The organism is Polaribacter aquimarinus, from assembly GCF_003129485.1.
Classification (GTDB): domain Bacteria; phylum Bacteroidota; class Bacteroidia; order Flavobacteriales; family Flavobacteriaceae; genus Polaribacter; species Polaribacter aquimarinus.
Genome location: NZ_QFFG01000006.1, coordinates 141,839 through 154,352 on the forward strand (window position 1 = coordinate 141,839; position 12,514 = coordinate 154,352).

Below are 12,514 nucleotides of genomic sequence, written 5' to 3' on the forward strand. Positions count from 1 at the left end.
ATTTTTTGAGCTAGCAACAAATTAACATACATTCTTAAAGTTCTGTTAAACCGATTTTTTATTGTAACTAACTTAAGAGGTAGGCGTCATATGTATATAAATTAAATAAAAACAACCATGACTAAACATCAAAATAATAATCAAAAAAGAGAGAATTCATTCGAAATAATTCAATCTAAAAGAATGACTTGGAATACAAGAAGAAAGTATAACTACAAATACATTACAACAGTATTTTAGTTATTTAGTTAGTTTTTAATAGTTGATAAAAGGTCGGAAAATATTTTTCTGACCTTTTTGTATTTTAATTCTTTACAGGAATTTTATCTCTATCTATTTTACCTTTTTTAATGGCTTTATAGTTTTCATAACAATCTAAAATAGCTTCAATCATTTGAAGATCTGAAGCTTTTTTTATAAAATACTCAGAATAGTTACAATCGGTTAAAAGTTCTGTGAGTTCTTGTCTATCCATCTGTAAATACTCCATCATTACTTCACGATCAAATTTACCAGCCAGCATTTTTCGTAAATCGTCTTCTTTTTTTAATTTTCGGAGTTTCTTTAATTGTTTAGGTTTTTTTCCAAAAAGATTATAAAGAAAATCTACAGGCTGAAAAAGAGCGGCAATAGGAGAGGAGAAGTCTTTTCCTTTTGGTTTACCTATTTCGTATGTTTGTGGAAGTCCGTTTATCTTTATCCTGGTAAATTTATCTTTTGGTACTAATTTTACATCAACTTCTAAAACTCCAATTAATTGAGTAGATTTTATAACCACTTCCTTAATTTCTTCAGGTTTTTCATATAAAGCGATTAACAATTCATTACCTTTTAATAAATCGTTGGTAATTTTTAGTTTTATAGAAGCAAAACCAAGATACGAAACCAATATAGTATCATTTGTTTTGGTAGGTAATTCAAAAAAGCCTTTATCATTTGTTATGGTTCCTTCTACAGTATTTAAGTTTAAAACATGGGCAGCACTTAAAGGGCGTTTTGTATCAGCATGTACTATTTGACCTTTTAACTTATTAATTTGAATACTATCTTTTTGAGAAAAAGTGTTTATTGAAATAAATATGCATAAAAGTGATAATAGTTTTTTCATGATACAATATTAGTAATAAAAGCTTTTAAAAAGGTTAATTTTTTGTGAAACCATTCTGAATTATAAACTTCAAATATCATTAATAAAAAATAAAATATACCCTTAGATACAATTTAATTTACAATAACTTATTACTTTTATCTAAGAATTTATTAATTCTATTTCATATACTATTTTACTACCTTTTTAGTTTTAATCATATATTATATTCTAATTTTAATTATATTAAACAGATTAAATAATAGCTTAATGTTTAGAAGTAAAATACCTATTGAACAACTAAACTATGATAAAATTAAAATTCATAGCTTTAGTAAGCCTAGTAAAAAATATAAAATATTTGTTTCCATTGCATCATTTAGAGATGAGGAATTAGAATCTACTTTAATTGATTTATATACCAAAGCAAAACATCCAGAAAGCATAAGAACATTTTGTTTAATGCAAACTTCAAATGAAGATCCTTTTAATATTAATCCATACACAACCAAACTAAAAATATTTAGTATAGATTTTGGAGAAGTCAATGCAACACTAAGCAAGGGAGTATGTTGGGCAAGAGCTCTTTGCCAGCAACAACTTCTAAATGAAAAATATTTTCTTCAAATTGATAGTCATATGCGTTTTGCTCAAGATTGGGATGCATCACTTGTAGAATTACTGCATGAGACAGAAGATTCTAAAGCAATTTTATCTTGTTATCCACCAGCATATCAGCCAAATAACACTAATTTAATACCCGCAATTATTTATAATAAAACTATATCTTTTGAAGATAATCATTCCCCTAAACTAAAAGGTCACATTATCAATTCTGATTTAGAATATGAAAAACATAAATTACATCAATGGATTTCTGCCGGTTTTTTCTTTACTTACGCTAATTTTTGCAAAGAAATACCCTATGATCCTTATCATTATTTTATTGGAGAAGAAATAGATATTACTACTAGAGCATATACTAGAAATTGGAATAGTTATGCTCCAAAAAAATGTCTAATTTGGCATTATTATTATATAAAAGAAGATAATACTAGAGTGCTCCATTGGGATGCAGACAGTAATTGGATTCGTCTTTCACAGCTTTCTGATGAAAGAGTTAAACTCAAGCTTAAAATAATAACTAAAGAAGATTGTAATGATGAATCAAAAAAGAATATTGATTTATTTAAATTAGGAGAAGATAGAACATTAGAAGATTTCCAAAGTGAATTAGGGATAAATTTTAAGAATAAAAGTATTAATAAGTAAATCTTAATTCTTAAAAAATAAAATCAAATTTTATGTTGATCAAAAATAAAAAAGGTTTCTGGATATTAATTGCCGTTGTTTTATGTTTTATTCCAATGTTTTTTCCGAATGCATTGGTAACAGATTGGGGTTCAGATTGGGCTTTTTACTTACATCAAGCAAGAAATATTGTAAACGGAATACCACAATTGGATAATGGATTTATTATTAATGAAGCCTGTTTTGAAATATCAAGTAAAGCTTATCCAATTGGTTTTCCTCTTTTATTAGCAAGTGTTTATACCTTTTTTGGTGAAAATATTCCAGCTTTCATTACGCTTCAAACATTCATTCTCTTTTTACTTGGTATGACTTGGTTTTTTACATTTCGAAAAAGAATGGGTGAATTTTTAGCAATTCTTGGTGTCTTTTTTATTGTGTATAGCCCTTATGTTATTTGGTTTAGAAATAACATTTTATCAGAATATTCTTATTTACTTTTTCAATCTCTATTTATTTTAGTTTACATTTTCCAAAAAAGAGAAAAAAAATGGTGGTTATTAGGAGTATTATATGGTATCGCTTGGATTATGAAAGGTGGTGGAGTCCAGTTAATATTTAGCGCTTTTCTATTTGAATTATCTACTCTCTTAATGCACACCAAAAGTCCTTCGGTTATGCAATTGGCAGCTAAAAAGATAAAGTTGCTTTTTGGAATCTTTGTAGTTGGTTTGTTCATCAATTTAGCATTTAATAAATTATTTTTTAACACTGGAGATAGTTTTGGGTTCTATGTAAAAATATATCAGGAAAAATATAGTTTAGACCAATGTTTGTTAAATTTTAAATATTATTTAAACGAAATTTATTATTCCTTTTTTGTTTATTGGCAAACAAAATGGTTTGGATTTCTTGGAGCTCTTGCATTTCTATATTTTTTAATTAATGGGTTCAAAAAATTAGTAGGTAGAGAGAAACTAATAGTGTTTGTGCTTATAATTCAATTAGTTTCTATAATTGCTTTTCCATTTCAACAAGGTATGCGTTACGCTTTACCAATAATGCCATTAATCGTTTATGTAATGCTTAAAGGATTAAAAACTTCTTTTCCTAAGAATAAAATGTTGAAAATTATTACTTTAGTAATCTTTGGTGGGTTTGTGTTTTCTCAAGTAAACGGAATTAACAGTTTTAATAAGCAAGTAAGCGATTCCATTAATTGGACTCCATATACTTATGAAACAGCTTTGGGATGGCAATTTATAAAAAACAATACACCTAAAGATGCAGTTTTTGTAACGGCATTTCCTCGCGTGTTATCATTCTTTACAGAAAGACCCGCATATAATCCTTGTGTTTTGAGTAGTGAAGAAATTAAAAACGACATGATAAAAAATAATGCCAAATATATTATTTTAAACAAACAAACAGAAAAATGGGTTCCTACCTTAGAACCTTTTGTAAAAGCAAAAGTTAGTAAATTAGATACTGTTTATATAAACGAAGAGGTAGTAATTTTAAAAGTAAAATAAGATGGAAAAATTATTAGACAAATGGGTTAATCAAACCAATTGGAATGAAAATATTGCAAGCGCTTTAGCTACTTTTTGTAAACTAGAGAATTTAGAAATTTCAAAAAAAACCATTTTTGAAAATTATATTGGAGGCGAAAAGATGGCAAATTTTAGCGAAGTTTCAAGATTTTGTACAGAATGGGGAATAGATCATATTGGACTAAACTTCGTAAAAAAACATCTAGATAATCAGTTTTTGCCTGCATTTGTATTAATGGATAAATACCATACTGTTCTCGTTATTAAAATAAAAAATGATGAAGTTTATTTTTTTGATGGAGTAAGAGGTTTAATACAAGAATCAATAGATTCTTTTTTTGAAAGATCAATGGGGCACATTGTTTTGGTTGAAGTTGGAAATTACAAGAAAGAAGCTTATTATCAAAAACATGTTAAAGAAGAAAACGAAAGAATAAAAAAGATAAGTGATCATTTTTCAGTTAAAATTATTGATCATTTTTTGACCTCAGAAGAATGTGATCTTTTAAAAGAAAAAGGTGAGTCTCTATATGTAAGAAGCCAGGTGAGTGCTTCTGAAGGTAATGGTTCAGAAATCAGTTCTATAAGAACGAGTTCTTCAGCTTTTTTAGTTCAAAAAGATTCTTTTTTTGATGATATAAGAGAAAGAGCTGCACAATTAATAAATTTAAACAAAGAACGTTTCGAATCTATACAATTAACATCTTATACAAAAGGGCAACTTTATGATGCACATTCAGATGCTTTTGCTGATTACGATACTGATGCTTTAAAAGAAGGGCAAAGAACAGATACAGTATTAGTGTATTTAAATGATGATTATGAAGGAGGGGGAACCTTTTTTCCATATTTAAATAAAATTATTAAAGCAAAAAAAGGAAGAGCAGTTACTTGGAAAAGTTTAGATGAAAATGGGAAAATTGACCCATTAGGGACACACGGTGGGTTGCCTGTTATGAATGGGAGAAAATATATTTGTAATTTATGGGCAAGAAATACAGATCAAAGTAATTGGAAATAAAAATTACTACAAAACAAAAAAAATACTTAAATATCAAGAGAAAACCCTAAAAGTATATATCTGCCTAACATTGTTTTTTGCTCTTGAGTAAAGTAAAGTGCTGTCGGGTTTTGGGTAATGTCTTTATTTTGATTTAGTATATCGTGCATAGTAAAAAGTAAACTAAATCGCTGTTTTTTTAATAATGCATATTTTGCATTGAAATTTAAAATGGAGTTTATATTGTTGTTCACATTTTGTGAATTATTGGCATCTACTTGAAAAGAGGTGGCATCGAAATTTAAAAGTAATGAGTTAAATAATAAATATCTAATATTTAATCTACTATTCCAATTTATTACAGACTGTTTATTTTCTGGGCTTAATGAGTTTTCTATTTCTGCGTAACTTGCAAAATAGTTGAAATTAAAAGACAAAACTTTGTTTGGATAATAGTTCCAGTAAACACCAGAATTAAATCTCTTTATTTTTGTTTCTGCGTTTCTATTATTTTGTCTACTTGGAAATACATCTTTTCGAAAACCATAATTTATACCATATTTAAATTTTTCTGTATTTCGTTCATGATTCATAGAAAAATTTGAACTTATTTGATGTTTAAAATTTGATGGTTTAAGTAGTTGTGTACCTTGTTTTATTGAAAATCCATTAACAATAGAATCTTTTGTTGGCAAATAAATATTTTCTCCTATAAAATTGTTAGTTTTAGTGGTATTAAATCTAAAAATATGTTGAATATTGTAACCTCCTTGGTGCTTAAATTCAATATCAAAAACATGTTTTATTTCAGGTTCAAGATCTGGTTGTCCCAAAAAAGGTCTTGAAGGTATTATATTATCTAGTATTGGGTTCAAATGTCTAAAAAGAGGTGCTTCTTGAAGAGACTTATAGGCAATTTTAAATCTTGTCATATTTTTATTATTAAAAACAAAAGATGCTATTGGTAAAATTGCTGGGTAGCTTGACTTGAATTTTTCTTGAAAAGGATAAATTAAGTCGCCGAAAATTGTAAGATTTTTATATTCTAAACCTACTGTTGTTTGTGTTTTTCCTTTATTTCTATATAATTTAATTGATGCTTCTTGATTTTGTTGTTTTATTTCATTAATAGATGATAATGGTGCAACTAACTCTCCTGAAGTATAATTCTCATCATCAAATTTAGAGGTTAAAATTTCATTATTAACAGTAACTCTATTGGCAGAAATTGAATAGTTAACTATGTAATTGTCACCCCAATTTTCGGTAACTCCTATAGTTCCTGAACTTGTTTTAATTGGGACTGAAGCGTTTCGTATTTGCCATAAATTTAATGATGGCACATCACTATAATTATAAGATAAGCTATCTATAGTACTGTCTTCTCTAAGATTATACCTGTATAACAAAGAAATTTCTCTGTTTTTTATAAGCTTATCACTTGTTCTATTAAACCTCTTTATAATATTTATGGAATTATCTAAATTCAAGGTTTTTTGCTCTGAATTTGTTGTAGAGCTTAAATCATAAATATTAACTGATTTTAAGAATCTCTGATCTGTGTACAAATTATTGTTTAATGAAGTTAAATTGTTGCCAACTGATTCTATTATCAGAGAATAGTTAGAATTAAAATCGTTAGAAAATAATAAATCATAGCTAAAAACAGATTCATTTATATTTACAGTATTTGTTGTGTTTAAGATTGGTCCCTCATCAATGGCACCCAATAAATATTGTTTATAAAGTTGGTTTTGGTTTCTTTTTAAAGAATTACTTATCAAATTAAACTCAAGTGCTGTATTTTCATCATCCGATTCATATTGGTAGTTAAGTCCACTTGCTAAAAGCGAATTAGTACCTTCAAACAATTCAGATAAATCATTGGCTAATAAATCCTCTTTATTAATATTATTTGCATCAGCAATTGTGGTTAGTCTATTATGTTTTGTTTTAAAATAATAATTTCCTGCAAGTCTATTTCTTTCATTTGATCCGTAGTTCGTTACAATTTTACCAAAAGTGAGCACATCTTTAGGCTTTGTAACAATATTTATTGTCTTTAATTGCACAGCAGCATCATCTGGAGAAACATTATCTATAACTTCTATTCTATAAATTATGTCTGATGGAATTTGATTTAATGTTGCAGATACATTAGCTTTTATATACGTTTTTCCATCCAGCAAGATGTTATTAACTTTGTCTCCTTCAATCATCAAATTTCCGTCTGTAAGTAATACCCCTGGTAGTTTTTCAATAATATTTCCTACATTTTCATCTGTATCAGATTTGTAGCGATTTGCATTGTAAGAAATTGTATCTCCATGAACTGTAAATCGTTCTTTTTTAGATCTTATTATAACTTCATCTAATTGATAATTGTAAGTTTCTAATTTGATAAATTGTATTTTTTTTCCTGTTTTTATTTTAATTACCGTTTTATTTTTATATCCTAATCCTGAATAATTCAAAATAAAAGTGTGATTAATAGGAAGATTCAAAAAGTTAATCTCTCCATTTTTATCGGTTAAGCCTTGTCTAATTATTTGGTTAGACGAATTTTTTAGTTGAACCTGTATACCATAAAAATTTTTATTCTTGATAGAATCAAAAAATTTGATACGTATTATGTTTTGAGTAGTAACTCTATTTTTACTTGCTTTTTTTGTTTGAGAATTTACTGAAAAGGAGAAAAAAATGAAAACCAATAAAAAAAACTTTGAAGTATTTTTAAAGCTAACAAAAGGTATTCGTTTATCGTTTTTATATTGTTTAATCAAGACTTGCAAAAGAGTATTCTGTATTGAGATTTTATTTTTTAAAAATGCTGATAGAAAAATTTAAATTTTTAGCTAAGAAATATTGAATTGATGTTTTGAGTACTCCCAATCCATAAATAGTACTTCTTTTTAAATTAATTGATGAGGCTTCTTTAAAGTATTTAGTTGGACAAGTAATTTCTGCAATTTCATAATTTCTAAAACAAATTTGAGCTAATACTTGGTTATCAAATATAAAATCATCTGAGTTTTTATTAAAATCAATATCTTTTAAAACTGCTGAAGAGTAAGCTCTATAACCAGTATGGTATTCTGATAATTTTTGCCCCATTAAAATATTCTGGAATAAAGTAAGAAATCGATTTGCAATATATTTATAAATAGGCATTCCACCTTTAAGAGCACCTTTACCTAAGATACGAGAACCTAAAACAATAGAATAAACATCATTAGCTATCAAATAACACATCGAGGTGATTAATTTAGGTGTGTATTGATAATCTGGGTGTAACATTATTATGATATCTGCATTCAATTCTAAAGCTTTGTTGTAACACGTTTTTTGATTACCTCCATAACCTATGTTTTTTTGATGCCGAATTATAGTTTTAATTCCTAATTTTTTTCCAACCTCTATCGTTTTATCTGTACTAAAATCATCAACTAATATTACATCATCTACAATTTCAAATGGTATTTCGCTATATGTTTTTTCAAGCGTTTTTTCAGCATTAAAAGCAGGAAGAACAACTATAATTTTTTTATTATAAATCATTTTAATCTTTTATCCAATAAGCTCCTGTCCAATCAATTTCAATTATCTCTTCTGTAATTCCTCTGCTGTTTCTAAAATCTGAGATTGCTAGTTTACAACATTCCAATCCATAATCATCTACTACAATATACCCTCCAGAAACAACTTTGTCATATAAATTATTTAAAATATCCATGGTAGATTCATAAAGATCGCCATCTAATCTTAAAAGTGATATATTTGAAACAGTTGCATTTGGAAGTGTATCTTTAAACCATCCTTTAAGAAAAAACACATTATTAGTTAATAAATTATAGTTTTTAAAATTTTGAATTACCTGCTTTAAAGGAATAGATAACTCATTATATTGTGTAAAATCAAAATCAACATCTTGCGGTAATGTAGGTTTAGGGAGGCCTTCAAAAGAATCTGCTAACCATATATTTTTTTTACCGTCACAGAAAGCTATATTAAGCGCATTTAAGTAAATAGATGCACCACCTTTCCAAACACCTGCTTCAAAAAAATCTCCTTCAATTTTATTTTTAGCAATATCCTTAACCAGTTCATGAAGATTTAAAAGTCTTACCAATCCAATCATAGTTTCACCTTGGTTTGGCCAATCTTTTCCATAAAATCTTTTTAAAGAATCGTATTCTTTTACAGTACAAAGAACTTCGTCTCCAGCTCTTAAATCTTGAATATTCTTTGGTTCGCAATACAAAAAATTACCATATTTATAATCTGTCAGCTTTTCTCTCAGTAACTTAAGGTACGCCTCTTGGTAATCAATCATTATTAGTATATTTGGTTAACTTGTCTAATATACAATTTAAATGAAGTTTTTTATAAATCAGCACATAATTTCTAGCCCATATTCTAATGAATTAATGATTTATGACTCTTTATTGAATAAATATTACTTAATTAAAGGAAATGGTAAAGAAATATTTACCTTAATAAATGAAGGAAAATCTGTTAATGAAATTTGTTCCTCTATATCTGATTTGTATGGGAACGATTTAATTATACAGAAAGAGGTAATGAAGTTTATTTATTCTATGGAAGAAAAAAAAATAATTAAGCGTGAGTAACATATATTCTACTACTAAATATACAGAGTTTACTCATTTAGATTTATTCTATGAAGAAATTTTAGGAATAAATGCGAATGGAAGTTTTATAGAAATAGGTGCTTTTGATGGAGAAACAAATAGCAAAACTGCTCATCTTGCAGATATTGGTTGGAGAGGTATTTATTTAGAACCAATTAAAGAATACAGAGATAAGTGTGCAAAGAGACATAAAGATAATAACGTAAATGTATTGCCTTTTGCAATATCAGATAAAAATGAAATTGTAAACATGCATAAAGGTGGTTTACCTTCAACACTAAAATCATCACACCAAGAACATATAAGTAATTATACAAAATTAAACTCTTCTGAATTGGAATTTTCAGACGAAAGTGTGGAGTCATTAACGTGGGATAAATTTGTTAATGGTTATGTTACTAAAGTACCTGATGTGTTAGTTATAGATGCCGAAGGTTTTGATTTGGAAATTATAAATAGTATAGATTTTAAAAGCTTTAGACCTACTATTATTTGTTGTGAAATATTTCCTGAATCAACAAGTTTTATTCACCAATCCACTATAGCCGATGGTAGAAAAATAATAGAAAAGTTAACAAATAATGGATATTTTATTTGGCTTCAAGAGGAACATAATATTTTATTTTCTACAAAACCAATTCCTAAATCTATAAGTCAAATTAATGTCAGTTACCCTTTTTTATTTGACTTAGCGAATAAAAATAATAAAAAAGCTAATGCATTAAGTTTTTTTCGCCAATTGCTAAAAACTTTAATTTTAACTAAAAACATCCATAGATATGAATTTTTGATAAGCATATTTGCAAATCAAACAGATGATTTTTACATGGCTGATAGTAACTTACTGGTTTTATTATTAATGGCCGTGAATAAAGAATCTGAAGCTTATAATATCTTAAAATGGAGTGAAAATAACTCTGAATATTATGATATCTCAAATCAGTTATTACAAATACTTAATAAGAAGAGCACTTTAATATCATATAAATTAGATAGAATTAACCAAATCATTGAACATTCACCTTATGATCTTAGATATGTGGCATTGCGAAAATTAATACTGCAATCATGAGAGTACTTTGTTTAATTTCATCGGGTAGAGGGCATTTAGATTTAGGAGGTAATGGATTTACCAAATATATCACTCAGTTAAATGTAAATAATGAAGTCCATATAATTTCAACAACTTCTCAATGCAAATTGTTAGAAAATATAACTTATAAAACGCATGTTACTAATCATATCGATCAATTAATGCTCCCTGTTGAAGAACATGAAACTTATCAATTTACAGAATACTTTTTTCAATTTCTTAAGTTATTAGAGTTAAAGGTTAAAAGTATTAACCCTGATCTCGCAATTGTAGACCGTATATTAGGGTTGGCAGACCCCTTACTTAATTCTCTTTCCATAAAGTATATTAGTATGGGAACAAACGGGATAGATTGGCGAAAGCACAAGGGTTTTATTTTGGATCCTAATTTATCTGTACACAATAAGAATGGATTAACAGCTAAATTATCCTCTTTTTTAAAATGGCCTAAAACTCGACTTTCTGCATGGAGTCAATCGAAATATTTAAATATTTGTTTTGTAGACAGAGATTTTTATCCTTTATCAAATAATAGAGTTCACCACATTAACATGTTTTCTGAAAATTCTTATTTAGTAGATGATAAAAAAAATATAGGAATTTCATTAGGTAATGGTTATTATAACCAAGAAGAGTTTTGTGAAAAATTAAATGCTATACTTAGTATTTTTCCTAGCAATTTAGAAATATTAATATTTGGTAATAATGATAGATGGAAAACCCTTTCAAAAAATATTAAAACACCAAATAAGTTAAGATTTTTAGGGTATGTTAATTTTAATGATTACTTCAAAAGCATTTCACATTTAATTTTTGCAGGTGGAGTAGGTACCTTATGGAGCTGCATTCAATATGGGGTTATTCCAATTACCATATCTGGAAATATTCACGACCAAAATTATAATGCAACATACATAAAACAAAAACTTGATATATTTATATCAAACATTTTTGAAAAACAAGGTTATTATCGTAAAAAAATTGAGGAAATGAAAAACTCAACAAAATATACTCATTCAATAAAAGAAAGTGTATCAATAATTGAGTCTGAAATTAAACTCGGATATTGAAATCAGTCATTAAACTTTCTGGTGTTAGTTCAATAATTTTTGGAGATACCCAATTTCTTTTTGATTCAAGCTCATTTTCTAATTTTGTTAATTTTTCGAAATTCACTTCTTTTAAATAAGAAGAATTTGGATTTAAATAAAAATAATGACCTGTAGCATAACTAATAAATTCATCTAAAGACTCAGTGTTTTTACCTGTTAGTGAATCCAAATAGGTAATGTTAGTGTCTGTAAAATCAATTATAATTACAGTTCTATATCCTTTTACTAAAGCTAAGATTGGAAAAACCAAACTTTTAAAATTCGATTTATCAAAAAAACCAGAAGAATATTCAAATGCATAAGTATTTGCAAAATCCTGTATTCTAACAAAATCTTGCATTTTTTCAGAATCATTAAAGGATTTATAAATAGAACTTTTACTAATCTTTATATTGTAATATTTACAAAAAGTAGCTAATGAAGCAGCTAGATTATCATTCCAACTTTTTTGAACAACAATTTCTTTCATTTCAAAATAGCTTTTAAAAAAAAGTCTTGATATTACTCAAGACTTTTTAAGATATATAATTTATTAATTGATTTAAACAAAGTATAAATTTCTTTTTACTTCTCTTATTAATTAATAAGGATTACTCGGTGGCGCAGGTGGACTATATGGACTACTTGGTGCACTAGTCGGTGCTGGTGGTGGTGCTCCATATGGATTAGTCGTTGGCGGTGGCGCTGGTGCACTTGTTGGCGCAGGCGGTGGTGCCGGATATGGATTAGTCGTTGGCGGTGGCGCTGGTGCACTTGTTGGTGCAGG

At 27.4% G+C, this 12,514-nt stretch carries 12 protein-coding genes; 7 read left to right on the top strand and 5 right to left on the bottom strand.

Annotated elements, in window-relative coordinates; translation table 11 throughout:
- Nucleotides 1–117: 117 nt before the first annotated feature.
- Entirely contained in the window at nt 118–240 is a 123-nt protein-coding gene (locus DIS07_RS15230) for a hypothetical protein (protein WP_262503149.1), read from the top strand.
- Nucleotides 241–304: 64 nt separating this feature from the next.
- On the opposite strand, the gene DIS07_RS13120 is transcribed toward DIS07_RS15230, so the two are convergent.
- Nucleotides 305–1,108: a carboxypeptidase-like regulatory domain-containing protein gene (locus DIS07_RS13120; RefSeq protein ID WP_109405713.1), complete on the bottom strand. Its 804-nt coding sequence runs from the start codon at nt 1,106–1,108 to the stop codon at nt 305–307.
- 249 nt (nt 1,109–1,357) lie between these two features.
- On the opposite strand from DIS07_RS13120, the gene DIS07_RS13125 reads away from it, so the two are divergent.
- Genes DIS07_RS13125 through DIS07_RS13135 form a run of 3 tightly spaced genes read left to right on the top strand, consistent with a single transcriptional unit; the run spans nt 1,358 to nt 4,912 of the window.
- Nucleotides 1,358–2,359: a GlcNAc-transferase family protein gene (locus DIS07_RS13125; protein WP_109405714.1), complete on the top strand. Its 1,002-nt coding sequence runs from the start codon at nt 1,358–1,360 to the stop codon at nt 2,357–2,359.
- Nucleotides 2,360–2,391: 32 nt separating this feature from the next.
- Complete coding sequence (locus tag DIS07_RS13130) at nt 2,392–3,870, top strand: hypothetical protein (RefSeq protein ID WP_109405715.1); 1,479 nt, start codon at nt 2,392–2,394, stop codon at nt 3,868–3,870.
- Nucleotide 3,871: 1 nt separating this feature from the next.
- Nucleotides 3,872–4,912, top strand: a complete 1,041-nt coding sequence (locus tag DIS07_RS13135) for a 2OG-Fe(II) oxygenase (protein WP_109405716.1) — start codon at nt 3,872–3,874, stop codon at nt 4,910–4,912.
- A 26-nt stretch (nt 4,913–4,938) separates the two neighbouring features.
- On the opposite strand, the gene DIS07_RS13140 is transcribed toward DIS07_RS13135, so the two are convergent.
- From DIS07_RS13140 to DIS07_RS13150, 3 genes are all read right to left on the bottom strand, one after another.
- Nucleotides 4,939–7,365 carry an outer membrane beta-barrel protein gene (locus DIS07_RS13140; protein ID WP_146190737.1) on the bottom strand — a complete coding sequence of 809 codons (2,427 nt, stop codon included), beginning with the start codon at nt 7,363–7,365 and terminating at the stop codon, nt 4,939–4,941.
- Nucleotides 7,366–7,705: 340 nt separating this feature from the next.
- Entirely contained in the window at nt 7,706–8,449 is a 744-nt protein-coding gene (locus DIS07_RS13145) for a glycosyltransferase family 2 protein (RefSeq protein WP_109405718.1), read from the bottom strand.
- Nucleotide 8,450: 1 nt separating this feature from the next.
- On the bottom strand, nt 8,451–9,224 hold the full coding sequence (locus DIS07_RS13150; RefSeq protein ID WP_109405719.1) for a TylF/MycF/NovP-related O-methyltransferase: 774 nt from the start codon (nt 9,222–9,224) through the stop codon (nt 8,451–8,453).
- A gap of 40 nt (nt 9,225–9,264) precedes the next feature.
- Here DIS07_RS13150 and DIS07_RS13155 point away from each other — a divergent pair, with 40 nt between their 5' ends.
- Genes DIS07_RS13155 through DIS07_RS13165 form a run of 3 tightly spaced genes read left to right on the top strand, consistent with a single transcriptional unit; the run spans nt 9,265 to nt 11,706 of the window.
- Nucleotides 9,265–9,522, top strand: a complete 258-nt coding sequence (locus DIS07_RS13155) for a PqqD family protein (protein WP_109405720.1) — start codon at nt 9,265–9,267, stop codon at nt 9,520–9,522.
- Nucleotides 9,515–10,615: an FkbM family methyltransferase gene (locus DIS07_RS13160; protein ID WP_109405721.1), complete on the top strand. Its 1,101-nt coding sequence runs from the start codon at nt 9,515–9,517 to the stop codon at nt 10,613–10,615. Before DIS07_RS13155 ends, DIS07_RS13160 begins: the two co-directional genes overlap by 8 nt.
- Nucleotides 10,612–11,706 carry a hypothetical protein gene (locus tag DIS07_RS13165; RefSeq protein WP_109405722.1) on the top strand — a complete coding sequence of 365 codons (1,095 nt, stop codon included), beginning with the start codon at nt 10,612–10,614 and terminating at the stop codon, nt 11,704–11,706. The genes DIS07_RS13160 and DIS07_RS13165 overlap by 4 nt, the downstream gene beginning before the upstream one ends.
- Here the strand turns inward: DIS07_RS13165 and DIS07_RS13170 are convergent.
- Nucleotides 11,690–12,217, bottom strand: a complete 528-nt coding sequence (locus tag DIS07_RS13170; protein ID WP_109405723.1) for a cysteine peptidase family C39 domain-containing protein — start codon at nt 12,215–12,217, stop codon at nt 11,690–11,692. The two genes, DIS07_RS13165 and DIS07_RS13170, sit on opposite strands and share 17 nt — an antisense overlap.
- Between the last annotated feature and the right edge of the window lie 297 nt (nt 12,218–12,514).